General features: G+C 56.7%; 18 protein-coding genes, 3 tRNA genes and 1 pseudogene. 10 read left to right on the top strand and 12 right to left on the bottom strand.

The annotated features are described in order from the left end of the window. Position 1: 1 nt before the first annotated feature. From G7Y41_RS05725 to G7Y41_RS05710, 4 genes are all read left to right on the top strand, one after another. A complete protein-coding gene (locus G7Y41_RS05725; protein ID WP_165315967.1) occupies positions 2-994 on the top strand; it encodes an electron transfer flavoprotein subunit alpha/FixB family protein in 993 nt (330 codons plus the stop codon). Then, the gene (locus G7Y41_RS05720; RefSeq protein WP_165315968.1) at positions 991-2,205 is read left to right on the top strand and encodes a cysteine desulfurase family protein; all 1,215 of its coding nucleotides are present in this window, start codon (positions 991-993) and stop codon (positions 2,203-2,205) included. The genes G7Y41_RS05725 and G7Y41_RS05720 overlap by 4 nt, the downstream gene beginning before the upstream one ends. Before the next feature lie 102 nt (positions 2,206-2,307). Further along, on the top strand, positions 2,308-3,420 hold the full coding sequence (mnmA, locus tag G7Y41_RS05715) for a tRNA 2-thiouridine(34) synthase MnmA (RefSeq protein ID WP_165215449.1): 1,113 nt from the start codon (positions 2,308-2,310) through the stop codon (positions 3,418-3,420). Positions 3,421-3,593: 173 nt separating this feature from the next. Next, positions 3,594-3,678 (top strand) — tRNA-Leu (locus G7Y41_RS05710). A 112-nt stretch (positions 3,679-3,790) separates the two neighbouring features. Here the strand turns inward: G7Y41_RS05710 and G7Y41_RS05705 are convergent. Further along, the gene (locus tag G7Y41_RS05705) at positions 3,791-5,365 is read right to left on the bottom strand and encodes a Na+/H+ antiporter NhaC family protein (RefSeq protein WP_165315969.1); all 1,575 of its coding nucleotides are present in this window, start codon (positions 5,363-5,365) and stop codon (positions 3,791-3,793) included. A 188-nt stretch (positions 5,366-5,553) separates the two neighbouring features. On the opposite strand from G7Y41_RS05705, the gene G7Y41_RS05700 reads away from it, so the two are divergent. Next, complete coding sequence (locus tag G7Y41_RS05700; protein WP_165215441.1) at positions 5,554-6,030, top strand: peroxiredoxin; 477 nt, start codon at positions 5,554-5,556, stop codon at positions 6,028-6,030. Positions 6,031-6,280: 250 nt separating this feature from the next. On the opposite strand, the gene G7Y41_RS05695 is transcribed toward G7Y41_RS05700, so the two are convergent. From G7Y41_RS05695 to G7Y41_RS05675, 5 genes are all read right to left on the bottom strand, one after another. Continuing rightward, the gene (locus G7Y41_RS05695; protein WP_165315916.1) at positions 6,281-7,144 is read right to left on the bottom strand and encodes a hypothetical protein; all 864 of its coding nucleotides are present in this window, start codon (positions 7,142-7,144) and stop codon (positions 6,281-6,283) included. Positions 7,145-7,383: 239 nt separating this feature from the next. Next, positions 7,384-12,480, bottom strand: coding sequence for a Cna B-type domain-containing protein (locus G7Y41_RS05690; protein ID WP_165315970.1), 5,097 nt, complete (start codon positions 12,478-12,480; stop codon positions 7,384-7,386). Positions 12,481-12,806: 326 nt separating this feature from the next. Next, positions 12,807-12,882: transfer RNA gene (locus G7Y41_RS05685), tRNA-Lys, on the bottom strand. A 36-nt stretch (positions 12,883-12,918) separates the two neighbouring features. Next, positions 12,919-12,991 (bottom strand) — tRNA-Lys (locus tag G7Y41_RS05680). Positions 12,992-13,144: 153 nt separating this feature from the next. Continuing rightward, positions 13,145-13,591: an HIT family protein gene (locus G7Y41_RS05675; protein WP_165315971.1), complete on the bottom strand. Its 447-nt coding sequence runs from the start codon at positions 13,589-13,591 to the stop codon at positions 13,145-13,147. Positions 13,592-13,707: 116 nt separating this feature from the next. Between G7Y41_RS05675 and G7Y41_RS05670 the strand changes: the two genes are divergently transcribed. Together G7Y41_RS05670 and G7Y41_RS05665 are read left to right on the top strand one after the other, a co-directional pair. Further along, positions 13,708-16,641, top strand: coding sequence for a leucine--tRNA ligase (locus G7Y41_RS05670; protein ID WP_165315972.1), 2,934 nt, complete (start codon positions 13,708-13,710; stop codon positions 16,639-16,641). A gap of 152 nt (positions 16,642-16,793) precedes the next feature. After that, positions 16,794-17,756, top strand: coding sequence for an Fpg/Nei family DNA glycosylase (locus tag G7Y41_RS05665; protein ID WP_165315973.1), 963 nt, complete (start codon positions 16,794-16,796; stop codon positions 17,754-17,756). Between the two features lie 68 nt (positions 17,757-17,824). On the opposite strand, the gene G7Y41_RS05660 is transcribed toward G7Y41_RS05665, so the two are convergent. Beyond that, a complete protein-coding gene (locus tag G7Y41_RS05660; RefSeq protein WP_165215400.1) occupies positions 17,825-18,316 on the bottom strand; it encodes a GNAT family N-acetyltransferase in 492 nt (163 codons plus the stop codon). A 158-nt stretch (positions 18,317-18,474) separates the two neighbouring features. Further along, on the bottom strand, positions 18,475-19,083 hold the full coding sequence (gene cysE, locus G7Y41_RS05655) for a serine O-acetyltransferase (RefSeq protein ID WP_165215395.1): 609 nt from the start codon (positions 19,081-19,083) through the stop codon (positions 18,475-18,477). Between the two features lie 250 nt (positions 19,084-19,333). Here cysE and G7Y41_RS05650 point away from each other — a divergent pair. Further along, positions 19,334-20,630, top strand: a pseudogene (locus tag G7Y41_RS05650) (IS3 family transposase). A gap of 67 nt (positions 20,631-20,697) precedes the next feature. On the opposite strand, the gene cysK reads toward G7Y41_RS05650, so the two are convergent. Both cysK and G7Y41_RS05640 read right to left on the bottom strand, forming a co-directional pair. Next, complete coding sequence (cysK, locus tag G7Y41_RS05645; protein ID WP_165215390.1) at positions 20,698-21,636, bottom strand: cysteine synthase A; 939 nt, start codon at positions 21,634-21,636, stop codon at positions 20,698-20,700. A gap of 437 nt (positions 21,637-22,073) precedes the next feature. Further along, positions 22,074-22,733 (bottom strand): YigZ family protein, encoded by a 660-nt coding sequence (locus G7Y41_RS05640; protein WP_165316454.1) that lies wholly within the window; start codon positions 22,731-22,733, stop codon positions 22,074-22,076. A gap of 280 nt (positions 22,734-23,013) precedes the next feature. Between G7Y41_RS05640 and rpmF the strand changes: the two genes are divergently transcribed. Beyond that, positions 23,014-23,184, top strand: a complete 171-nt coding sequence (rpmF, locus tag G7Y41_RS05635; RefSeq protein WP_165215380.1) for a 50S ribosomal protein L32 — start codon at positions 23,014-23,016, stop codon at positions 23,182-23,184. 261 nt (positions 23,185-23,445) lie between these two features. After that, entirely contained in the window at positions 23,446-24,561 is a 1,116-nt protein-coding gene (locus tag G7Y41_RS05630; RefSeq protein ID WP_196819463.1) for an IS1249 family transposase, read from the top strand. A gap of 137 nt (positions 24,562-24,698) precedes the next feature. On the opposite strand, the gene G7Y41_RS05625 is transcribed toward G7Y41_RS05630, so the two are convergent. Together G7Y41_RS05625 and G7Y41_RS05620 are read right to left on the bottom strand one after the other, a co-directional pair. After that, entirely contained in the window at positions 24,699-25,331 is a 633-nt protein-coding gene (locus G7Y41_RS05625) for an ATP-binding cassette domain-containing protein (RefSeq protein WP_165315437.1), read from the bottom strand. Between the two features lie 2 nt (positions 25,332-25,333). After that, entirely contained in the window at positions 25,334-26,536 is a 1,203-nt protein-coding gene (locus G7Y41_RS05620; protein ID WP_165315436.1) for a bacteriocin-associated integral membrane family protein, read from the bottom strand. Between the last annotated feature and the right edge of the window lie 8 nt (positions 26,537-26,544).

Below are 26,544 nucleotides of genomic sequence, written 5' to 3'. Positions count from 1 at the left end.
GATGACCCAGAAGATCACGCAGCCCATCCTCGTGCTCGTCGACCACGAATCCACGCCGCAGGGCGTCAACCTGACCACCTCATCCGCTCAGGTGATCACAGCAGCCCGTTCCCTCACCACAGGGGGAGTGGACGTCGTTGCCTTTGGGGAACTCGACACACAGACCCTCGGACGCTTAGGCGTTCGACGCGCACTGCAACCCCAGATCCCCGCCGACCGCACCCGCGTATCCGCCGTCGTAGCCGACGGGGTTGACTGCGCTCTCTCACGCGATTCCTACGGCGCACTCCTCCTTGCATCCACATATCGCGGCCGTGAAGTTGCCTCACGTATCGCCGCTCTTCACGACTGGGGAGCCGTCGTTGACGCCACAGCCGTCGAATACGTCGATGAGACATTCGTTGTTGATCAGTCGGCGCTCGCGGGCTCATGGTCCACTCGCGTGAGCATTGTCAGTGGGACACCCATCATTGCGCTGCGCCCCTCGGTGTATGACGCTCAGGATGCTCAAATGCCCACTCAGGTTGAACACGTGGAGATTGAGCTTTCCCTGTCGCCGGAAGCCGCGCGAGTTGAGGTCATCTCATCGGGCAGACACGACGAGGACGGACGCGTTTCTCTTACGGAAGCCTCAACCGTTGTTGTTGGCGGGCGTGGAGTTGACGGGGACTTCGGCCTCGTTGAACAGCTCGCTGACGTCCTCGGTGGGGCCGTGGGAGCCACCCGCGTGGCAACTGACGAAGGCTGGGCTCCCCGCACAGCGCAGATCGGACAGACGGGTGTGGCCATTTCGCCGAACCTCTACATCGGGCTCGGGGTGTCGGGGGCGATCCATCACACGGTCGGTATGCAGTCGAGCGCCCACATCGTTGCCGTCTGTGACGACCCGGATGCACCAATTTTTGAGATCGCGGACTTCGGCGTAGTCGGAGACCTCAACGAGGTCGTTCCTCAGGCGATTGAGGCTCTCTCAAAGGCGCACCAGGCGCAGTGATGCATTACCTTGACCATGCGGCGACTTCTCCGCTGATCCCCGAAGCGCTCGAAGCGTGGACGCGCGCCCAGCGTGATCTCGCCAAATTCCCGGGGAATCCATCCGCACTCCACGCGGGAGGACGGCGGGCACGCCGCATGCTCGAGGACGCGCGTGCGAGAGTTGGACATGCCCTGGGCGCCGATCCTCACGAAGTGGTTTTCACCTCGGGTGCAACAGAATCGGATGTCCTGGCTGTTTCGGGAACTGCGCGCGGAATGCGCTCAGCTCACCCCGAACGCGATCTCGTTGTTCTTTCCGGAATTGAACACGACGCCGTTGCGAAACAGGCTGATTCTCTGACTCGCGAAGGATTCCTCGTCCACGTCCTCGACGTTGACGGTGACGGTGTTAGCGTCGTTGACCACCGGTGGTTTGAGGATCATCGAGCGAGGATCGCTGTGACGTCAATGTCCCTCGTTTCCTCCGAGATCGGGACGATTCAGCCGGTCACAGAGCTGGTCTGCACCACCGCAGCATCGCACGCGGGCGGCTACGTGCACACCGACGCAGCCCAAGCCATCCCCATCATCGACACCCGCTTCGACGCTTTAGGCGTTGACCTCATGACGGTTGGCGGACACAAAATCGGAGCGCCCGTGGGCACAGGAGCTCTCGTGATCCGACGCGGCATCCCATTCCACTCCGACCGCCCCGGGGGTGGGCACGAACGCGGCATCCGTTCAGGAACCCCAGATGTTGCTGGGGCCTGCGCATTCGCCGCCGCTCTTGACGCCACAGTCGCCAGGCGTCATACCTGGCAACACCGAGCCCAGGAGCTGCGTGACCACCTGATCCGCGGACTACCGGACGAGGTTGTTCCCAGTGTGCGGCTCGATGCTGCTGTGCCCTCAATTATTCATCTGTCAATCCCCACGGCCAGACCCGAAGCAGTGCTGATGCACATGGACATGGCCGGAGTCATGGTGTCTGCCGGATCTGCATGCCACGCAGGGGTGACCCGTCCCTCCGACATCGTCATGAGAATGGGACGCACCGAGGAACAAGCCCTAGGTGTCCTGCGCATCTCACTGGGCTGGGAGACAACCACCGATGACATCGATGCTTTCCTCGCGGCTCTTCCCCACGCCCTTGACTCAGCCCGCTGCCTCGACACCATCACGCACGTTCAGGGACGCGCAATGCCTCACCAAACACCGGGTTCACCATGACAAAACCTTCCGTCTGACGGAAGATGAGACGGCATCGTCCTCGTCAATGACATCCATGAACGAGGACGAGGCTCGCGGAACCAACGGAAAGGACACGAACGGATGCGCGTGCTCGCTGCATTATCGGGAGGCGTTGACTCGGCGGTTGCGGCTGCACAAGCTGTCGAAGCCGGACACGACGTCGTTGGCGTGCATATGGCGCTGTCGAGCCAACCCCAAGAATGCCGCATCGGATCGCGTGGATGCTGTTCCATTGAGGATGCGGGGGATGCCGCACGAGCCGCTGAAATTATCGGCATTCCTTTCTACGTGTGGGATCTTGCTGAAGAATTTGAGCGTACGGTGATCTCTGACTTCGTTGACCAGTATCGCAAGGGCCACACCCCCAATCCGTGTGTACGATGCAATGAATTCGTTAAATTCCGTGAGCTCGCTGAACGCGGCAAAGCCCTCGGTTTCGATGCCGTGTGCACCGGACACTACGCGAAAATCGTTGACGGCCCCCACGGTCCCGAGCTGCATCGAGGGAACGACACGCTCAAAGACCAGTCATACGTTCTGGCCGTCATGGGACCCGAAGAACTCACGCGAGTTGTGCTGCCGCTGGGTCACGCGCCCTCGAAAGCCTGGGTCCGCGCCGAAGCTGAAAGGCTCGGACTCGGTGTGTCCAACAAACCGGACTCCTACGACATTTGCTTCATCCCTGACGGAGATACGCAAGGATTCCTCCGCCAACACCTGGGCTCGGCATCCGGTGACATCGTCACTCCCGAGGGCGAAGTTCTCGGTACACACTCCGGGTATTGGAATTTCACGATCGGACAGCGACGCGGCCTGCACATTGACCGTCCCGCGCCCGACGGGCGTCCCCGTTACGTCCTGGAAACGCGGCCGTCAACGAACCAGGTTGTCGTTGGGGCTTCAGAGCTTTTGTCGGTCAACCGGATCGATGCCTCCCATCTTGTGTGGCTTGCTCGCGATGATGACGCAGCTGATGGGAGGGACCTGTTCGTTCAGGTTCGGGCGCATGGGGCCCCTGTTCCTGTGGCGCGTGTTGAGCGGCGCGGTGAGTCTCATCGCGAGGATTCTTCCGGCTCAGTATCGGTGCATCTTGCCGAAACAATTCGCGGGGTCGCCGCGGGACAGTCGCTCGTCATCTACCGTGGCAGTCGCGTGCTCGCTGAGGCAACAATCGAGTCCGCGCGGCGCGACTGACCCCTGTTTTTGCCGGGCGTGGCCCGGTAGATGTATCGCTTGACGTGTGCTGTGACGGTCCTATGGGCCATCGGCGGCGTCGTGAGGTTGTTGTGAGGTCCTCGTGAGATTCGAGGCCGTTGCGGATGGGCAAATTGAGGCCGTGCGACCAGCTCTAGTACACTGATTCGGACGCGCGAGTGGCGGAATTGGCAGACGCGCTGGATTTAGGTTCCAGTGTCTTTTGACGTGTGGGTTCGAGTCCCATCTCGCGCACCATTCACGTTCTTTTGCACGCAGTGCCCGTGACTTCGCTTCCAGCGCGTATTTTTGCGCGCTCAGTATTCATCGAGGCAGCCTCGTCCTCGTTAATAAAGTGACTGCAACGCCCCTAGGAGGCGACCGGCTGAGGCGTCTTCTGGCGGAAAATCAAAGCCACAGCGACAAGCACACCGATGACGGCTGCCAACCCGAGGATGCCTGACCCGGTCGCAGAGAACAGCACGTAGCCAAGTAACGAGGCGCCCGCACCCGAGAGAGCGTAGGGAAGCTGCGTATTGACGTGAGTGATGTGATGACACCCCGCTCCTGTGGACGACAGGATCGTTGTATCTGAAATAGGGGAGCAGTGGTCGCCCCACACGGCTCCAGCCAGGACCGCACCAAACGCGGGAACAAGCAGAGCAGCGCCGTTAGGCACAGCGTGCATAATGTCACCGGCAATGGGAAGCAACAAGCCAAAGGACCCCCACGACGTCCCCGTCGCGAAGGCAATTGCCCCCGCAACAATGAAGAGCAACGGAACGATCCAATTGGCAGACACATGTGCGGCTTGGACCAGCGATCCCAGGTACGCGCCCGTGCCGAGGTCTGAAATGAGCGAACCGAGCATCCACGCACACAGAAGAATCGCGATCGCAGGGAACATGGAACGTGCCCCCTCCCAGGCGCCCTTGGCGAAGGTACGGCGGGAAAAGCGGCTGTCGGCATGGGTGTAGCGCAGGTAGTAATAGATCGACGATGCCAGGCCAAGGAGCCCGCCATAGTTAAGGGATGCGGCGACGTCCGTGGAGGCGAGCATGTCGATGGGGTTTGAGGAGCCGGAGGCACTCCAGCCGGTAGCGAAGATCCCGCCGATGACTCCGACAACAAGGAAGACGAAAGGAACAATGAGCGCCCGCATCGCGCCGGGTTCGTGGCGCGGAAGGGAATCGGTGAGCTGACCGGGAATCGTTTCATCCGGGTCGTGAAGCTGCCCTTTGTCAACAGCGCGGCGTTCCTCTGTAAGCATCGGACCGAAGTTGACCTCGAAAATCACGGTGAGCCAGAGGAGAACGACGGCGCCAATCGCGTAGTAGTTCATGACCGCGGCTCCGATAAACGCCTCAACTTCCGTTGTGTTCAGTCCAACGAGAGCGATGATTGGGGCGAGGATTCCGATGATTGATGCACCCCAGGATGAGAAGGGAGCGAGAACTGCCACCGGCGCTGACGACGAATCGATGAGATAGGCGAGTTTCGCACGAGAGACCCTGTAACGATCGGACACGGGGCGGGCAACCTGGCCGACGGCCAGGGCGTTGAAATAGTCATCAATGAAGATCACCGTTCCCAGTGCAGCAGCCAGAACCTGGGCTCCTCGACGTGAGCGGATCTTTGTCATTGCCCACTCGGTGAATGCCGATGTTCCTCCGGACATGAGGACGAACGACGTGATGATGCCGAGGGTCATGAGGAAGATGATGATCTGGACGTAATACCACTCCACGGCACCGTCAGCCCAGAAAAGGTGGGAGAACGCATTCCATACGTTGATGAACGTTCCTGCGATGCCCGCGTCGGCCAACAGCAGGGCGGCCAACACAATTCCAGAAAGCAACGAAGGAATGACCTTCTTCGTCCAAATGACCAGAACGATCGCAAGGAGAGGCGGGAGGATCGTGAGGATCGGATAGGTCTGTGACATTGTGTTTCACCTTCGGCATGTCCGGCTCAGTGGCTCGTTGGCGACGCGCCTGACCGGTTGGGGCATGTGCAGTGCCTTAGAGTAATGGATTCGATGCGCGGGTTGCTTGCCCCTCTCATCGGTCGATCGTGTGTCATCCTGCGATGAGCTGAACTGCGCGTTGGCGAGGTGCTGATTACGATGCCGTTATGACTCTTTTGACTCAGGGGCAGCAGGCCCCGGATTTTACGGCGGAATCAACCCAGGGAACGGTGTCACTCTCGCAGCTGCTTGACCAGAGCGATCGCGGTGTCGTTGTTTATTTCTATCCGAAGGCTTCGACCCCGGGGTGCACAAAGGAAGCGTGTGACTTTCGTGATTCCTTGAATTCTTTCGCGGGTGCAGGGTATTCAGTGGTCGGTGTCAGCGCCGACTCGATGGAAAGTCTGGAAAAGTTTGCCTCGAAGCAGTCCCTGAACTTTCCTCTCGTGTCTGACCCGGAGCACGCGATTCTTCAGCCGTGGGGAGCCTGGGGTGAGAAGAAGAACTACGGGCGCACGTACATGGGGATTATTCGGTCAACCGTTGTTGTGGCCAAGGATGGGACCGTGATTCACGCACAGTACAACGTCAAGGCAACGGGTCATGTGGCCAGGTTGCGGCGTGACCTGGGTGTGGATGCGTGAGTGAAGCGTCGGGCTGCTCCTGAAGGGACCCCATGAGGAGACTTTGTCAGGGGACGAGGACGAGCGGCGTAGTTGTGATGAGCGTTGTGAATCCGCGAATGTGTTGACGGTCCGGAGATGACTGTGGGGAGGGACGGTGTCCCTCCCCACAGTGCATAGAGTCGATGACTATGCCGCGTCAACGAGTGTGCCCAACGGTGTTCTCCGAATAGGATTGCCACCCTCGCGGGTCACTGACACATCGGATGACCTACTGCTGGGTGCTGGGATCATCCGTCTGCGGTGGCTCCGGGGACTGGGGGTAGCTCAGCGGCTGCTGGGGAACCTGTGGAGCATTGGGATCAGGCTGGGCGTAGGGCTGCTGGGGTGCCGCGGGGGTTCCATAAGGCGGCTGCGCAGACATCGGGGAGCTGTATCCCGGCTGCTGGGGCGCATCAGGCTGAGTGTAGGGGGTCCCGTAACCGGGCTGCGGAGCCCCAGGATTGCCGTAACCCTGCTGAGCCTGATCCTGATATCCGTAGTCGGCCTGAGGCTGAGCGTAGTTGGGGGAGCTGGTGAATCCGAAGGGAGCGTAGGGGTTTCCTTCGCCGAAGAAATTCAGGGGGAACGTGCCGCCAACCTGGATTGCGTGATCGCGGTTGAACTGTGCGCGCTGTGCAACGGAGGAAATCCAGATCACCCAGAAGAAGGGGAGGATTGCACCGAAGATCGCGCCACCGGTTGAGTTGATGCCGAAACCTTCCTGGATTGCGCGCGCACGCCAGAATCCGAGCATCAGGCCTGCGACCCCAATAGCGAAAACGAGCAGCTGACCGATCACAGGAATCCAGCCCAGCACGACTGTGCCACACCAGAGAATGAGAACCCAGATCACAGGCTGGCGAATACCGCCGGCTTCAAGAAGAGTGATGTCACGCCAGAGCGGGATCCACGCGGAAACGGGGTTCTGGTGTCCGACAGCCTGAAGCAGACGCATCTGGAAGATCGAACGAATGATGTAGATCACCGGGACGGCGATCACGGCGACCATTAAGAAGCTCCCAAAGAATAACAGCAGACCGAAAATGCCGTCTGCGGTTGCGGAGTGGTCATAGTACGTGTTGAGAATATCCATGCGATGAAGGATAACAGGAAACTATGGTGTTCACGAGCGTCCGACGAAATGTGACATGACTATCGAAAGTGCAAATTATCAGGGGTGATCGCACATTCGTGCGGTTCTTCATTTGCGACTCAGATCCTCACGGGTCTAACGGGACGAGCAAATCTATTGACCACTATTTAATGACGGCGAAAAAAGATGTCGGGGCCGGTACCGAGAGGTACCGGCCCCAACTTTCGTCTCCCATGCAGCTAGAAGAGTTCGGCGTCCATTCGGCGTCGGCGTCGGTGTCGTTGGGTGAGGAGTGTTCCGAGGATGAGGAGGCTTGCTCCGAGTGTTCCTGTGATTAGGGTGTTGGTGCCGGTGTGTGCCAGGGTGGGGATTTTCTTGTTGACCACTGTGCCCAGGTCCACTGTTTCACCGTGTGTGGTGATCTGCGCGGACAACCTGTGGGTGGTGTTGCGGTATCCCTTGGGGGCGTGTGTTTCCACAACCGTGTATTTGCCGTAGGCAACCCTGGTGAACACAAGCGTCCCATCCCGGCTGGTGGTTTGGGTGTCTGCGACGTGTCCGTCGTTGCGACGTAACTCAAACACAGCACCTGCTAGGGGTGTGCCGGTGTCACTGACCTTGGTGAGGGTGATGTTGCCGTGGATGAGGGTGTTGGTCACGGTGTATCCATCACCAGCACTCCCAGTAACAGCCGTGTCGTATCCCTTGACTGGGTCTTCAACAACCGTGTAGTGGATTTCCTTACCGGCGGTGTTGACGTCCACATTCGTGAACGCGCCCTTCCAGTTGGTGTCCTTGGTCAAGGTGATGCTGGTGGTGGTTGGCTTGTTGTTGGCGTACAAGCGCATCGTCACAGTTTCAGGACGCACACCATCCTTGTTGTCCGCATCCTCCCACACCTTCGACACCACAATGTCACGCTTGGCGGCCTTGTGGGTGTTGGTGACGGTCAGACCCGCCTTCATCGACCCTGAATAGGACGGGGTGTATCCCTTGACCGGATCCTCGGTGATTGTGTATTGGATTTCTTTACCGGCCTTGTTGGTGTCAAGACCAGTGAAGACTCCAGTCCACTTGTCCTTAGCATTCAGGGTGAGGGTTTTGCCTGTGTCCTCACCGTTTGCGAGTAGCTTGATGGTCACTGAATCTGGGCGAATAGCGTCTTGGTTATCCGCATCATCCCACACCTTCGACACGACAATGTCACGCTTGGCGACCTTGTGGGTGTTGGTCACGGTGTATCCATCACCAGCACTCCCAGTGATCGCCGAGTCATACCCAGCGACCGCTTCTTCAGCAATCGTGTACTGGATTTCTTTACCCGCCGTGTTGGTGTCAAGACCGGTGAAGGTCCCAGTCCACGTGTCCTTGGCGGTCAAGGTGAGGGTTTTGCCCGTCTCCTCACCGTTAGCTAGCAGCCTGACAGTGACCGAGTCTGGGCGAATACCATCCTGATTACCCGCATCCTCCCACACCTTCGACACCTTCACTGATGCGTGATCGCGGCTGTTTTCCACGGCAATGGTGACGTCTGTGTTATCGCGCGTCAGCGTGACATCGTGCTTGACAGTGGAGAGGACGTAGCCCTGAGGAGCTTTGACCTCAACAACCCTGTAGGAACCCAGAGGGACGTTGTTCAACGTCGCCTTCCCTTGGGCATTTGTGGTCACGTCCTCGATGATCTTGCCGTCGGTTCCCCGGATCTGCTGATCGTCTGCATCCGTGATGCGGAACACCGCACCAGCCAAAGGAGCAGCCGCAGCCCCGTCCTCAGCTTTTGATGTCTTCGCGATCGTCACCGTGCCAGGAATCAACCTGACAGCAACATTGAGCTCCCGAGTTGGGGATAACGGAGTGAGTTTAACGCTCGTTGTTTTCGCCGTATTCCCTACGATCGTCTCCCCATCAATGTTGTTGTTACCTGTGTAAGAGGTGCCTGGGGTGGTTACGAAGTCCTCTGTACTCTCCTTCGAGGCAACAACACGATACGTTCCCCTGGCATAGACGGGTGCACTGTAGTATCCGTCGGCGTTAGTCACCACGGGTGGCAAGGCCTGGCCGCTGGGATCCTTTGCGGGGTTGCCATTGGCATCAACGATCTGGAGCTGGCGTCCGCCAATCGGTCTATCTGTACCGTTCGTAAAAACCGAGTTCCTATCAATGTCAGCGAAGTAGATTCCTGTGATGCGGTATTTCTGAATCATCACCGTCACACTGGTTGCTTCGGTGAAGTCCTGACCATCGGTGGAGAACGCGGCCGTATTTACACTCTTATCGGGATTTAACCACTCGGATGTCTGAGGATCTTGTTCGGTGGAGTCCTTGAGTGATGTGTCTGTGGGCGTCCGTGAGGGGATGATGATGGCGAGATTCGTATTAGCCGGAATCTGCTGGCCGTCTTTGAGGATGACACGCACGGACTTCACGTGAGAAAAATCGGTGACGTGGTCTGCCGGCACCCACTCTCCATCACGCACAGATGGGAGGTCAGCACCTTGCGGGGCGAGCTGGTAGGAGAACGCAAACTTCTCATTCACCTCCGGGGTATTCGCATCCTCTAAACTGCCAGTTAAACCGGTGGCGAAGGTTGAGCCACGTTGCGGATATGTCCCCGCAGCGCTTGGGACGATGGTGTGGTCACCCTCATATGGCAAGACATCAACAAGCGTTAGCGCCTTGACTGGGGTCTGTGTTCCGTTGTACACCAGCAGTTGATATGACAGGTCTGATCCAAGATCACCGGTCACCTCACCTGAAGTGATGCCACTGACGGTCGCTTGCTTCACCAATGAGAGTTCTTGGGGTGGTGTAAACGTCAGCGTCGCGGTCTTGACCTGGAAAACTTCGGTTGTGTCGCCGTCCTCGTCCAGATCAAGAGCATCAGTGTACGGGCTGTAAGCTGGCTTTACTTTGTCGTTACTATCCCATACTAAATATGTGGGAATCGCGTTCGGTCCACTAGCCGTAGCGGCAGTTGCATGGAGCTTGAGGTCCACAAAAGACGTTTCATCAGCCCGTATATTTCCGTAGTCGACGATGACCGCTGTCTGACCAGTACCGTGATAGTTCGCAACCGTCCGGATGTTCAGGTTGGGTGAAAAGTCTCTCGAAGAGCCGTCATATCCAACACCGACGGGTAATAGCGTCACGGTCCTCATGTTCCGAATGACCGTGAACGGTCCCTGGGTCTGAAGCTGCCTCAAGTCCGGGCCAACTGTCAGCGTGAAATCATTCCGCATCTGGTAAATCTTCGCCACGTCTTTGGGCTGGTTTTGATCAACGGTTGGCCGCAGCGGATTGATGTCCACAGTCGCTGATTGCCTGACCCCGTTGACTGTGACGCTTTCGCGTATCGTGTATGGATCGAAGGCTGGTGATGCTGTGAGACGGTCGTTTTCTGCTGAAGTCAGCGCGGAGAATGTCCTGAATTCTACGAGTGTGTTATCGAAGATGACGGGGTTGTCAAAGGTGAGGACAAGTTTTGTGAACTCTCCTTCGGTTTGTTCACCCACAGGGATGTTGTCACCGAGCTGAACATTCTCTTTGATCAGCTGACGAGTCCCATCCGCGCGGACGCCATAGAGCTTTGTGTTGCCCTTGTTGATTCCTTCTTCAACGATCTTCTTGTTCGCTTCGATGATGTCGCGGTTATCGGCGTTGACTGTTAATTCTGTGCTGACTTCTGGGGTTAGGTGAAAAGACGAGAATCGGGTTCGCGAGTTGGTGTTTTCTGTAACAACCTCAGTGATTGAACTGGTCTTTCCGCCTTGATATCGATCGCGTCCTGTAGGTCCAGACCCGTTGTTTTCGTTACCGAAACGGGCATAGTAGCCAAGACCTGGATCAGTAAAATCTTTCACGCCGACATAGAGATGCCCGTCGTACCAGTAGTAGTTTGACCCGGTGTAAGCAGATACCCAGCCATCAGAATCGGGGGAGAGGCCGTGCCCTTGACTGACGACGCCAGACTTTTCGACAACTAGGTTGCCTGTTGGATAGAAGTACAGTCCCTGGAAACGATAAATCTCCCGACGAGAATCAACCGGGGTACCTCCCGACCCGTCCTCGTGTGCATTGACGTAGTAGTCAATGTCGACTGGAAGATTTGTGTCAAAAGGAGAGCCGGTGAACAGAAGCGAAATATAGGGAGCGGGAGACTTTGCTGTTTCGGAAAAACGCGAGAACTCTCCCATTGTGACGTACTTGTCCTGCGTGTAATAGGGCGTGACGGGCTGACCACCGTGAATGGGAGGCTTCTTAAACTCTGGATGAGATTTCACGAAGGTGGCCTCTTGACGGCCGTCGGGCAGATCTTTGACGGTGACACCTGGACCAGGGAGCTGGATTCGCGCGGTTGCGGGAAGAGTGACAACCATCTTGACGTTCGTGGGAACAACAAGTCCTTCGTTGGTTGTATTTCCGTTATCCGGGGAGATCGACAGATAAAGCTTCGATGTCACCGGTGCGTCGTCGGGTATTGCCGTCGCGTTTGGATCCGTCACCAAGACGCGCGCGGTATTAAGGTGTCCATTTTCGATCTTCGACGACGTCAAGTTCGACTGCGAATAAGCGGCGTAGCCGACGCCGAGAGCTGTGTACGTCTTGGAATCGCTGACAACTTCCTTTCCGTCGGCTGAGTAGAGGGTTGCGTCGACGGTGAACGTGTCCCCAGGTTTGGCGCTGCGTCCGTCGATGGAGAAGCTGTAAGAGTAGGTGAAATCCACCCCTCCTGACAATGAGGGAAAACGATAGGTCACATAGTGATACTGCTCATCATCGGTTCGTTCGGTTGTTCCGGCTTGGGAATCAACAACTGTGATGTCGGCGAGCTTAGACGTCTTCGGGAAGCGAATCTGAAGATACGGATTCTTCAGCGAATAGTCCTTGCCCGAGATATTGATGTTGACGACATCTGCGACAGGCTCATTCGTCCGGTATTCGCTCTTTCCCTTGAGGATTCCAGAGTCAGTGAGGGTACCAACCGTCATCGTCACACGTGACGTGTCATCATCCCTGCCCCCAGGGTCACCATCAGCTCGGGAACGCACAGCCGGTGCCGGGGGAGGTGCAGGTGTCATCGTCGTCAATGCGCCGGGAGAAGATGAAGGATCGCTAGCTTCAGCACGATCGGGCTCGCTGCCTGTTGGTTCGTCGGTGGCAGGATCACGTGTCCCCGAATCTGCTGAAGATTCAGCTACTGCTAAAGACTCTGGTGCCGCGGAAGGGGGAGTTGAAGGGGATGCCTCGGAATCTGGCGCAACGGCAAGTGCTGGAAGCCCGGCAAGGCAAATTGCTACAGCCAGTAAACCGGGAAAAAGTCTGCGTCTCGTACTCATTTCGCGGCCTTCCTCAAGGGTGACTTTTCAAGATGTGGGTCATGCGGCTCATGTGTTGGTAGACGAATTTTCAACCAAGATCGTGGGATCTTGACCGGGCGTTGTTATAGGGGTGCCGTGGCAGAGCATTGACTCCACCGTCGACATGGTTGTTCATTACTGGCACGAGCTGATTCCATTGTGAGGCAAGGAAAGTGAATACGCGTCCCTGTCTTACCAATTGGTTGATTGTTAAACAACTCTGGGTGAGATCGTCATAGGGGATGCGACCGAAAGTGAGTGATAAAAAAATCTTGCAGTCGCCGAAACCTGGTACTGCGAGACTCTGGTGCGTCATGGGGGACTCGAACCCTCGACCCGCTGATTAAGAGTCAGCTGCTCTACCAACTGAGCTAATGACGCGAAAGGCTCCCACGTGGGATCACCACGAGTGAGCTGTGCGTCATGGGGGACTCGAACCCTCGACCCGCTGATTAAGAGTCAGCTGCTCTACCAACTGAGCTAATGACGCAACGGCCTTGCGACCGAGAAAATACTTTACCCGTCCGTAAAGGCATCTGGCAAAATAGCTCAGAGAGGTAATCGCCACACTCTTGGTGGATCATCACCTCAGGATTTCCGCATCCGGGATGGTGTGGCGTCGTGCGCCGGCGCGTGCAGAGCCCTAGGACAGTGCAGGCGAGCCCATTGACGCAGGGACGTGAGACTCGTGGCCCATGCTGATGAGTGCGGCACGTAGCGCAGTCATTGCCTGATCGAGCTCCTCGTCAGATGCAGCGCGGGCGCGAGAGAGAAGAATGTCTTTTTCATCCCGCAGTGGGATGACGTGGAGGTGCGTATGCGGAACCTCGAAACCGGCGATTGCCAGTCCCGCCCGAGCCACGCCGAAGGCCTGCTCCTGAGCTTGGCCGATGATTCGAGCAACGTCAAAAAGGTGGGTTGCCGTTGTTGAGGGGCCGTGGGTCCACTGAGCAAAAGGCTCACGGGGAACAACGAGGACGTGACCGGGTGATGTCGGTTCGATTGTTGCGAACGCAACGCAGATGTCGTCTGCCCAGACAAAGCGGCCCGGAAACTCACCGGTGATGATCTTGTGGAAAACAGTCGTCATGCGGCCATTCTCACGTATTCACTGACGATCCGCCAGGGTTGGGCCCCGCGTTTCGTTCTGCCAATGGTCTACCCTTGATGAGTCGAGAAAACACAGAGGAAAAAGGGGAGAACCCGATGACTCAGACCCCCGGAACGCAGCCGGCACAGCGCTACACCGCCGAACTTGCGGGGCAGATCGAAATCGAGTGGCAGGACCGCTGGGAAGAACGCGGCACCTTCTACGCTGACAACCCCGAAGGTGATCTTGCGGGTCCGCTTGCGACATCCACCCCGTTTTTCCTCCTTGACATGTTCCCCTACCCCTCGGGTAAGGGGCTGCACGTCGGCCATCCGCTCGGATACATTGCGACCGATACTCTCGCGCGATTCCGCCGCATGAAAGGCGACAATGTCCTCTACACAATGGGGTACGACGCTTTCGGCCTGCCCGCCGAGCAATTCGCCGTGCAGACAGGTCAGCATCCGCGCATCACGACCGAGCAAAACATTGCGAATATGCGTCGCCAGCTGCGTCGCCTCGGCCTGTCCCACGATTCGCGTCGGACGCTGGCAACAACAGACACCGACTACGTGCGGTGGACGCAATGGATTTTTCTTCAGATCTTCAACTCGTGGTTCGATCCGCACGCCACAGCGCCGGATGGTTCGGCAGGGGCGGCTCGTCCCATCAGTGAACTGCGGGAAAAGCTTACTTCTGGCGAGGTCGGCGTTCCCGATGGTCGCGTGTGGGCAGACCTTGACGAGGTCGAGCGGGCAAAGGTTGTGGATTCCTTCCGATTGGCCTACGTCTCTGAGGCTCCGGTCAACTGGTGCCCTGGACTGGGCACCGTCCTCGCCAATGAAGAAGTCACCGCCGAAGGGCGCTCAGAACGCGGAAACTACCCCGTATTTAAGCGGAATCTTCGTCAGTGGATGATGCGGATCACCGCTTACGGCAAGCGTCTGGCTGACGATCTTGACACGATCGACTGGCCCGAAAAGGTCCGCACAATGCAGCGCAACTGGATCGGACGTTCCGAGGGAGCCACCGTTCGCTTCGAGGTGCCCGCGGCCAAGGATGCTCGGGCCGTAGAAGATTCTCTTGAGGTGTACACAACGCGCCCTGACACGCTATTTGGTGCAACCTTCATGGTTGTCGCCCCGGAGCACCCGATCCTTGGGGGAACCCAGGGTGGGGAGTCTTCTGACGGCGCGGCCCTGACGGTTCCGGATGAATGGCCCGAGGGAACTCGTCACGCATGGACCGGGGGAGCCTCTCACCCCCGCGAAGCCGTGGCCACCTATCGTGCCCAGGCCGCTGCAAAATCCGAAACGGAACGTGCCGATGAGGAGCGGACGAAGACGGGTGTCTTTACGGGTCTCTTCGGAATTAACCCGGTGAATGGCCGCAACGTTCCCGTGTTCGTTGCTGACTACGTCCTGTGGGGATACGGGACCGGCGCGATCATGGCTGTTCCCGCCCACGATGACCGTGACTGGACGTTTGCCAAGAAGTACGAGCTGGAGATCATCCGCACGATCGGCCCCGCCGACGACCCCGAAGGATACGATCTTGATCAGTCCGCCTACACCGGTGACGGCGTTGCTGTTGACTCCGCAAATGATGAAATCTCACTTAACGGCCTCGCGAAGGACGAAGCCAAAGCGGCGATGACGCAGTGGCTCGCAGACAAGGGATTGGGACATCGCACGGTGACCTATCGTCTGCGCGACTGGCTCTTCTCGCGCCAGCGCTACTGGGGTGAACCTTTCCCCATTGTCTGGGACGAGGACGGGTGCGCTCACGCAGTCCCTGAAGAGATGCTGCCAATCAACCTCCCGGAGATCACGGACTATTCTCCGCGGACCTTTGATCCGGATGATGCGGATTCCTCCCCGGAGGCACCGCTGGGTCGGGCCGAAGAGTGGGTGAATGTTGAACTCGACCTGGGGGATGGACTCAAAACCTACCGTCGTGAAACTAACACGATGCCCCAGTGGGCGGGCTCCTGCTGGTACGAAATGCGCTACACGGATCCGAATAACTCCGATGCGCTGGCGTCACAAGCAAACCTTGAATATTGGATGGGGCCCACACCGAGCAAGGTGTCGGGGGGAACCGACATGTACATCGGTGGTGTCGAGCACGCTGTCCTCCACCTCCTGTATTCACGTTTCTGGCAGAAAGTCCTCTTTGATCTGGGGAAAGTCCCTGATTCGGAGCCGTATCATACGCTGTTCAACCAGGGATATGTTCAGGCGTATGCCTTCAAGGATGCGCGCGGGCAATACGTTCCCGCTGACGAGGTCGAGGGCGACGAGCACACCGGATTCACGTGGAACGGTGAGTCGGTGACCCGCGAATACGGGAAAATGGGCAAGTCCCTGAAGAACATCGTGACCCCTGATGAGATGTATGACGCGTACGGTGCTGACGTGTTCCGTGTCTACGAGATGAGCATGGGGCCGCTTGATGTCTCACGTCCGTGGGAAACACGCGCAGTTGTTGGATCACAGCGATTCCTTCAACGCCTGTGGCGCAACACCGTTGACGAGGAAACCGGCGAGCCCACGGTGACCGATGATGAAGCGGATCTTGAAACTCAGCGCCTCGTGGCGCGAACAATTGTTGAGGTGACGGAGGAGTACGAGAATCTCCGTATCAACACGGCGATCTCGAAGCTCATTGTGCTGAATAATCACCTGACGTCGCTTGAGTCGGTGCCACGTGCGGCTGTGGAGCCGTTGATCCTCATGCTGTCGCCGGTTGCTCCGCATATCTGTGAGGAACTGTGGATGCGTCTAGGACACCCGCAGTCGCTTGCGCGTGAGCCTTTCCCCACGGTTTCCGATCAGTCGCTCCTCGTTGAGGAAACCGTCACCGCGATTGTCCAGGTGAACGGCAAGGTGCGTGCTCGTCTTGAGGTGCCGCCGTCAATTAACGAGGACGACCTGCGCGAGCTTGCGCTCGCACAGGGACCGATCGACAAGGCCTTGGGTGGTCATGATCCACTGAAGGTCATTGTTCGTGCACCGTCCCTCGTGAATGTTGTCGTACCGAAGGCCTGAGATCGTGAAGGGATGCGGGGATCGGCCTTTTGATGCGCTCACCGGAGGGTGGATCGCCGGCCCCGCATTCTTTTCATGCGGCCGTTCTTTTCATAGGTCGCTTCCTGACCGCTGCTGGTTGCGGGAAACGATAGACGACGTGAAGGAGCACAATGCCTGAGGGGGATGCCATTCGTCGCCTCGCGGGGACGCTGAATGAACTTTTTGTTGGTGGCGTTGTTGAAACGTCGTCACCGCAGGGACGATTCGCGCTGTCCGCCGCTCAGCTCGACGGCGCGCTCCTTGAAAAAGTGCGAGTTCATGGCAAGCACATGTTCCTTGGCTTTGTCCCCGCCGATGCCGCAGGAACATGGCCGTCTCAGTGGATCCACATTCACCTGGGTCTCTACGGGTGGTGGCGTTTCAACGGTGATGAAACGGTCGTTGATGAGGGCTACGGTGTTGCCCATCGGATTGCCCCGGTTCCAAAGGGGCAATGGGATGGTCATTCGGAAACCCGCTGGGGTGAAGGATACGGCGAAGCGAAAACTGGCACGTGGGAGCCGCCTGAACCGGTTGGCCAGGTCCGTTTGAGGATGTTGAACTCCCATGCGGTTGCCGACCTCGTGGGACCAAATCGATGCGAGTTGATTTCAGATGAGGAACGCGTCATCGCTGAGGCCAAGCTCGGTCCGGATCCTCTTGACCCTGGGGCACGCGAGGATCGTCAAGCAATGGAGCGTTTTGCTTCGGTTGCCCACACGAAGAGACGATCGATCGGTGAAATCGTTATGGATCAGTCGATCATCGCAGGAGTGGGGAACATCTATCGCGCTGATGCGCTCTTTCTTGCGGGAATATCTCCGCACCGCAAGGGCGTGAACATTTCTCAGCAGCGCCTCCGTGATCTGTGGGTTCTCATTTGTGACCTGATGAACCGGGGTCTTGCGGCGGGGCGGTTAGAGACGATGGATCCGGATGAGGCGCCGAACCCTCCGATCGAAGGTGATGAAGAGGCCTCTCGGTGGTACGTCTATCACCGTACCGGCAGGCCGTGTCTGCGCTGTGGCACGCCGATTCGCGAGGCGCTCATGCAGAATCGTCGCCTGTTCTGGTGCCCGAGCTGCCAGCGGTAGAGACACCGACCCAAGTGGTTGATCAGGGCCGAGGGTGGGGGAGCCGGCGCTACCGGTGCTGGGGATGACTAGCTGACTTGCTCGAATCCGAGGACGTGATACAGCTCAGCAGCCCCGTGGTGTCGATTGTCGATGCGCAGGGAAAGTGAGGTGTATCCCCAGTCGATGCAGCGTTCGGAGATTTCGGAAATCAGGGCTGTTGCGATTCCCTGTCGGCGGTATTCCGGTGCCACAACGAGGTCGACGACGAATGGTCCGTCTTCGATGTCATCCCACGGGGACTGTCGGATGACGAGGATCGCTCCGACGAGGGTTCCGCCGTCCCATGCGCCAACAAATGAGTCCTCTGTTGTTCTCCCGAAGGCTCCCTCGAAGGTCATGCGAAGTTCTTCAGAGGTTTCCAGGAGGGCTTCTGGAGTGTTGGCAACGCCGTATGCCTCATTGGTGAGTGCGGCAAGCTGAGGGATGTCGTAGGTGGTGAGTGTGGCGATCTCTACGCTCGCAGGGCGGGCGGCGCGTGCCAACACATCCAACTGGGTTTGTAGAGTTCGTTGTTCCATAGCCCAAGCATAGGTGACCAGCGTCACTATGTCTCGGGATTTCGGTCATTGCCGAGGACGTGTCGCACTTTGTCACGCCTCACCGGTTCCTCCCCGTCACCTGGCAAGGCAGCCTCGCCACAGCTCCAATGAACCGTGGTTGCGGATGGCCAAGCACATCAGATGTAGAGGGCGGGTTCCTCGAAGAAATACGATGGATCAACGATGAGATCACGATCGCGATGATCCTTCGAGTGCTTGGGAAGATTCCGCGCTGGAACGCCAATAGCAACGCTGCCACAAGGAACGTCCTTGGTGACCACGGCGTTTGCGCCAACTTTGACTCCGTTGCCCAGACGAATCGGCCCGAGAACCTTGGCCCCGGCGCCAATCATCACGTGATTGCCCACCGTGGGGTGACGTTTACCTGGAGTCATGGCAACCCCACCCAGGGTGACGCCGTGGAAAATAACAACATCGTTGCCAATCGAGGCGGTCTCACCGATCACAACACCTGTTGCGTGGTCAATAAAGACCCGCCGACCAATTCTCGCACCCGGATGAATATCGACACCGGTGATTGACCGTGCAAGAGACGACAGCACACGTGCGGGGGTCTTTGCTCCGGATTTCCACAGGGCGTGGGCGACCCGATACGACCAGATCGCGTGGACACCCGGATAAGTCAGGGCAACCTCCAGCGAGTTCGTCGCCGCAGGGTCACGCCGGCGAGCGTTTGTCACATCTTCGGTGAACAGGCGAAAAGCGCGTCGGGGAACAAGCGGCATGGAGGTCCTTCCTCATTGCGGATCGTGAGGCGGCTTCGACTTTAGCGCGTTGACGTTGGACAAGCCCGCTGAGAAAAGCAGGGATGTTCAACACCACACGCGCACGGCAGTTTCCTTGAGCACGTAGGCCCCGAAAACCGTGACATGAACTGCTCCCCATTGGTTGGACTGAGAAATCAGTTTTGGCTAGTGGGGGGTAGTTTTTTGAGAGCACGAAGTTCTCTGGGTCGGTTGCAGCGTGAACAGCTTGTTGAGTTGTTTGAGCAGGGTGTGGGTTACACCGCAGCAGCTCATTGGTTGGGAGTTGGTTTGTATCCGGTTAGGAAGCTTGAGCGTAGGTTTAAGCTTCATGGCAGGCTATGTCTTGTGGAGAAACCAACCAGGCAACAGTATTCCTTCGAGGTGAAGAAGGAAGTTGTTGAGCGTTTTCTAGCTGGTGAGACGAAAATGAATCTCGCGCGTGAGTTCGGACTGTCATCTGCTCAAATCATCCAGAGGTGGGTTCGCGCCTGGCGTGAAGGTGGTGACGATGCGCTTCGCCCCAAGCCGAAAGGCCGTCCGAAAGGATCTGCCAGGCCGAAGGTAGTCACTACAGAAGACAAGCTTCACCGTGAAGTGGAACGGCTACGGGCTGAAAATGCGTATCTAAAAAAATTGCGGGACTTGAGGAACCAAAGGCGCGGCTGAAGACGCAAGTTGTTGCCATCCTCAAGTCAGACCACTCGCTCAACGATCTTCTACAAGCTGCGGGCCTTGCCCGGTCGACGTACTTTTACCATCAGGCACGACTTGACCGGCCCGATCCACATGCCAAGCTTAAGAAGACCATTATGTTGATCTTTGAGAAGATGAAGCGCCGTTATGGCTACCGTCGGGTGCTGAGCGAACTGCGTAACCAAGGGTGGAAGGTCAATCACAAGCTGGTCTACAAACTCATGGATCAGATGGGACTGAAATCCAAGGTTCGCCCACGCAAGAAGTACAACTCCTTCAAAGGCCAGACCAGCCACATCGCCGAGAATCTCTTGAACCGTAACTTCATGCCCGATAAACCCAACACTGTCTGGGCCAGCGATGTCACCGAGTTTCGTGTCTGTGGCACCAAGGTCTATCTCTCACCGGTCATGGACTTATACGACCGCAGTATCCTGGCGCACGAGTTGTCTACCTCGCCGTCCACTAAGTTCACCTCAACATCGTTGAAGAATGCGATTGCTTGGCACCAACCTGGTGAAGGATTGATGGTACATACCGATCAGGGCTTCCAGTACCAGCATTCAAGCTGGCGTCAACTGATTCACTCTATCGATGGCACACAGTCGATGTCGCGCAAGGGCAATTGTTATGACAATGCGACCATAGAAAATTTCTTCGGGCATCTGAAGACCGAGATGTATCACGGCGAGCACTTCGCCAGTGTCGACGAATTTTGCCAGGCCGTTGATGACTACATCTTGTGGTACAACAACGACCGACTCCAACAACGATTTAAGGGTCTGACCCCGATGCAATACCGGAATCAGACCCTTAAAGCCCCAACCCCCTAGAATAAAACCAGTCCAACTTTCGGGGGCTAGTTCAACAGAATTCGGGGCCTACGCAGCACAAGCGTTCTCAGTCGTCGACCTGGAGATCCTCGAAGAGCTTCGTTGACAGGTACCGCTCACCTGTGTCGGGAAGGAGTGTGACGATTTTCTTTCCGGCAAACTCTTCGCGTGCGGCAACCTCTGCGGTTCCTGCAAGAGCTGCCCCGGAAGAGATTCCAACGAGCAGCCCCTCTTCGGCGGCTGCGCGCCGAGCAAACTCAAGTGCGGTAGAAGAGGTGACAGAGACGACCTCGTCAATGACAGAGGCGTTATATGTGTCGGGAATGAAGTTTGGCATGAGGCCCTGGATTCCGTGCGGGGCTGCCTGGCCGCCGGTGAGCAGCGGGGACTCCGACGGCTGAACGGCGATGATTCGGATCTGAGGATTGCGTTCCTTGAGGATTCGAGCAACTCCGGAGATTGTGCCGCCTGTACCAACACCGGCCACAAAGACATCAATCTGGCCGTCGGTGTCGGCCCAGATTTCCTCCGCGGTTGTCTTTTGGTGAATCTGCGGGTTCGCGGGGTTCGTGAACTGGGAGGCAATGATGGAACCGGGGCGTTCGTCACGGATGCGCTGAGCTTGAGCAACCGCAGCGGAAACACCGCCCTTCGGGTCGGTGAGAACAAGCTCAGCACCGAAAGCGCGGACGATCGTCCGGCGTTCCTTGCTCATCGAGGCCGGCATGACGATGACGACTTTGTAGCCGCGAGCCGCACCAACCATCGCCAGGGCGATGCCGGTGTTGCCGGATGTTGCTTCGATGATTGTGCCTCCCGGCTGAAGGTCGCCCGAGGCTTCTGCTGCGTCAATGATGGCCGCAGCGATTCGATCCTTGACCGATGACGCTGGGTTGAAGGCTTCAACCTTTGCGACGACGTCAACGTCAGTGCCTGCAACCTTATTGATACGGACGAGGGGCGTTGAGCCGATGAGCTGTGAAACGTTTTCTGCGATGCGAGTCATGATATCTCCACAAATGTCTGGTGATTTTTGGTCAAACGAGAAGTGAGTGTCAGGTCCCTCAACGGGGTCTCTGTGCGATCTGAGTTTGGTAGGGGACTGGCCGGTGTCTGAGCTCCCGGCATCCATCACGGCTGGGGCAACGTCACGGATGTCGACGCTGTGGTCTCACATTTCGTGATGCGGTCGTCGTCCTCGGCAATGACCACCGGTGCGTGAAGCACTGCGGTCACAGCTGAGCTCTCCGGTCGACCTGCCATCGGTTGGCGCTGCAATGGATACGAGGGGAATTACGGGCGAACGACGGTGCACTGGGCACCCGGAAGGTCATTCGCCCGGTTGACAGATGCAGGTGCACAGACATACCTCGCCCGCGGGCATGGAGCGCATCCACATGCCGTTGATCGCGAACGTCTGATTGGTAGTCACGATCGTTGAGCTTAGATCCTCGGGGCGGGACCGTCCACCTCGATGCGGCGATTTTCCGCTAAGCGAAACGATGTAACACCCGACGTCAGTTCCTGAAGGAGTGACGAGTAGTCGTCGATGTCGTTGGGGTCGACCCCCAATCGAAGAGTTGCCTGATCTGCCCATTCGACACCGAGGACATGTGCGTTGCGTGCGCGAAATTCGGCTTCGATCCGACCCGCCTGAGCGACCGGCACCTGCGCCTCAATGACTGATAAGTCACGAAGATGAGCGCGGGGAGCCCGGGCGAGTGCCTCGGACACGGACGACGAGTAGGCGCGGATGAGGCCGCCTCCGCCCAGGAGGATTCCCCCGAAGTAGCGGGTGACAACCGCGGTGACGTTCCAAACATCCGCAAGGCGCAGCGCCTCGATCATGGGTTGTCCAGCGGTTCCGGATGGCTCGCCGTCATCGGAGAAATGTTGAACGGCGTTTCGTCCTTCCTGCTCGATGAGAAATGCGGAGCAGTTGTGTCGCGCCTGCGGATGCTTCGCTTTGACGCGGTCGATGAGGGCGCGAGCGTCCTCGGGTGAGTCTGTGCGCGCCAGTGTCGTGATGAACCGGGAGCGTTTGATCTCAATTTCGTGGACAATATGCGTCCCGGCGGCGATCGTGTTTGTCGGGGCGCTCATGGGAGCCGTACTCCTTGGGGTGTTTCGTTCGCGGATCAGTGATTCGGGGGACGAGGACGAGTTGGCGCCTCCCCGTGGAGATTTCAGTGTAGCGATGCGTGCCCGTTTCGTTCCTGAATGCGCGTGCTGCGGGGCATGTAATGAGGATCGCACTGAAAAACAGCGTCCGGACTTCGTGGCGGGGTGACGCTCATGTTAGAGTTTTCGGGTTGCCGATTGAGGATGCGTCTGCGTGTCATCGGCGAAGTTAATACGTCCGATTGAGAAGAGGAGCGAGGACATGGCAGTTCCCAAGCGCAAGATGTCGCGAGCCAACACCCGCACTCGCCGGTCTGCATGGAAGGCTGATCTCACCGAGCTGAACACCGTTAAGGTTGCCGGCCGTGAGATCCGCGTGCCCCGCCGTCTGGCGAAGGCATACAAGAACGGCCTCCTGGACGTCGAGGACTGATCTCGATCCAGTTGGAAGACCCGGTTCCCCTTCTGGGGCCGGGTCTTTTCGTGTATCCGGTCAACGCTCAAGACTTGGGTTAGCGGACTTTTCGTGTTGGTTTTTGGGTTGTTTTTCGTTGGTATGGCGGGGGAAAGTCGGTGTTGAAGTTGGTGGTTTCCAACTTGCGTCGCGGACATTTTGTGTTGGTCGGTGGGTGTGTTTTGGTTGTGGTTGCAGTGAATAGTTGGCGTTGAAGTTGTTTTTTCTGATCGTTGAGGAATGAATATTCCTCGATGTGAAGTTTGTGGTCTTGTGATGACGCGGTATGGGTACACGTCTCGTGGAACTCAACGGTGGAGGTGTCGCGCGTGCGGCGTGTCACGGGTGGGGCGCATTGATAACACCGCGAAGCTTCTTGAGCGGTTTTTGAAGTGGCTGACATCGGGTGAACTTCAAAAGAACATGCCAGGGGCGGGACGAACGTTTAGGCGTAAGAACGAACGCTTGTGGCAGTTATGGCCTTTTTGTCCCGTCGTTGACGAAGTCCACCCAGTCGTCTTCGTTGATGGCCTGCATTTGGGCCGTCAAGCGGTCGTGTTGATTGCCTGCACCAACGAACACGTGCTGGGCTGGTATGTGGCTCGTAGTGAGAACTCCAGGGCGTGGGGTGCGCTTATGAGCCGCATCGCCCCACCCGATGTGGTTGTCACTGACGGCAGTGGTGGTTTTGAGAAAGCTCGCCGCCAACATTGGCCCGACACTAGTGTCCAACGATGTGTCTTTCATGTATTCATGAACCTGACCACAGCCACCACACGCCATCCACGCCTACCAGCCTCTCAAGAGCTTCGCCAGCTCGCCCTAGCGCTGTTGAAAGCTAAAACACCCCAATCGGCACGCCAATGGATCCGCGACTACATGGACTGGCTTCGCCGCTGGGAGGCGTTCCTTGCCCAACGCACCGCAACCCCCAATGGAACCCTCGAATACACCCATGCGCGCCTGGTTAAAGCCCGAAACTCCACCAACAAAATCCTCGCAGACAAACGCTTATTCACCTTCCTTGACGACGAATGGGACATCACCATGCCATCAACCAATAACCGCATCGAAGGAGCCATCAACGCACCCCTACGCCAAATGCTGCGCGATCACAGAGGCATGAGCCTAACCCGACGCATCAAAGCGATCTTCTGGTGGTGCTACATGCACAGCCCAAACCCGCTACCACCAGCACAACTCCTCAAAACCTTCCCCACTGACAGCGACATCGAAAACACCTACCACCACGCCAGACAACACCACCAAACCGCCACATCAATCCCCCAATGGGGCGACGCAATCGTCTGGGCAGAAATCCACCACACCACCCCATACACAAATCGATGGGACTAAAGCCCCAACACAACAATTGAAACCTAAACTACCAACACATTTTGTCCGCTAACCCCAAGACTTATTAGCTAATAAGTCCAAATCTTATATATAAGGCGCAAGGAATATAGACCAGTACAGGCAATTGGCAGAAGTATTTATATTTTTCTCAGTGTAAAAGTCTGGTCGCAGGCGGCTGCTAATGCTAAGTCGTGCGTAGCGATGATAACTGTGGCTCCTTTTGCGGCTTGTTCTACGAGTAGGTCTTGCACGAGTTGCCGGTTGCTGTCGTCAAGTGAGGCGGTGGGTTCATCAGCGAATAGGTAGTCTGCTTGTTTGTAGATTGCGCGGGCGATAGCTACCCGGCGTTGTTCCCCTCCGCTTAGTTCCACGATTTGTGACTTTAAGCGCTCTACCAGCCCTACTTGCTGAGCGGCAGCGTGCGCTTCCTCATCCTTGTGTGACCGGCGTAAACCATGTTTAAGCGTAATGTTGTAGGCGACGGTTTCGCTGTCGTCTAAACCAGCGTCTTGGAGTATGAATGATACTTTGGTCTTCCAGAAATTTCTGATTCTCCTCTCATTCCAAGATTGCGCTTGTACGCCGTCAAATAAGATGGTGCCTGTACTCGTTGGTAGGATGAGAGCGAGCATATTAAGTAAGGTGGTTTTCCCCGCGCCTGATTCACCGACTATTGCCAGGCTACTTCCTTTAGTACATTGCAGGGAAACACTCTGAAACAGTGTGCGTGCCCCAATTTTCATTGACAAGTCGTTTGCTTCTAGCCCCATTATTAATCACCCTTCCTCGTAACTAAAGCGAGCATGGCTTTACGTAAAGTCTGTCGATAAATTAAAACGGATATAAGCGCAAAAAGTAACGCAGCCGCTATAAGAAGCGTAGGTTGGTTAACGCTCAGGAGGTGTGCAATTACTAACGACAACGTGAGTGCGATTGCTAAACCGAAAAAATCAGTGAGCAGTGGCACGCGGCAAAGCGTTACCCAGCTGATTCCGTTAAGATAGCGGGGAAACAGGGCGCGTTTGCGTCTGTTCGCATATATGAGGGCGTAAATTAATGTTGACACTAAGAATGAAACAAGCAAAGTGGCTAGCGTAAAGACTGAAACCTGGTAGGCTAAGCGTTGATCGGAAGCAAAGATAGCGTTCTTGTCGCGAATTCTATCAAAGGTTAGGTTTAGCCCAATCTGCGAAGTAGACGTCAAAAGTTGATCCGAATCAGTAAATATTACGGCGCCGATGGTGGCGTCACTCATTAACAGCTCGCCGTTATATACCCTACTTATCTGTGGGGCTACGATGATAACAGGGTTTTCTGCAACCTGGAACAGCCCGGTACCTCGAACCCCGATAACTGCTTGCGATTCTTCTGGGAGGAAAACGCGAACATCCCCTGTATCTAATTCAAGGGAATCTATTCTTTCTTCAGAAAGAGCCTGCGCAGGTACTTCACGCGAATCAGTTGTTTGACCTGCAAGGAAGAGGTTGAAGGCATCTTCATTATAAACTACCACTGAATCTACTTTAACTTCATTAACAAAGGCAGTTATTTGCGGATGTAGTTTCGCATAGTAAATTTTGTGTTCGCTTTCTAACCGGGTGATGAGTTTAGAAAACTCCTCTACGTAAGGATTCCAATCTCGAGCTTCGTCTACGATGCCTCCGAAGTTGGCAGTATATAAGTGAGGATACTCACTTGCTTTTTGGGCGGCGACATAGTTTGAGTGGGCAACTTGAGACGCATAAAAAGTAAGCGGAATGGTTGCGAACATGAGCAACAAAACAACCATACGAAGGAGGAAGCTCATAATACTAAAAGAAACTGGTAGTGGCTTACGCCGCGCGAACTCACTAATTCTCACTCTAGACAACTCGGCAACAATAAAACTGAAAAGCGCAACCAGTACAGTTATGACAATGAGAATCTTACCTGCTGTGATAATCACCGGTGAAATACGAGTGCTAAAGAACTTCATTACTATCG

Source organism: Schaalia sp. ZJ405 (assembly GCF_011038885.2).
GTDB lineage: Bacteria > Actinomycetota > Actinomycetes > Actinomycetales > Actinomycetaceae > Pauljensenia.
The sequence above is the reverse complement of the archived record's forward strand: the minus strand, read 5'-3'. Positions and strand labels throughout refer to the sequence as shown.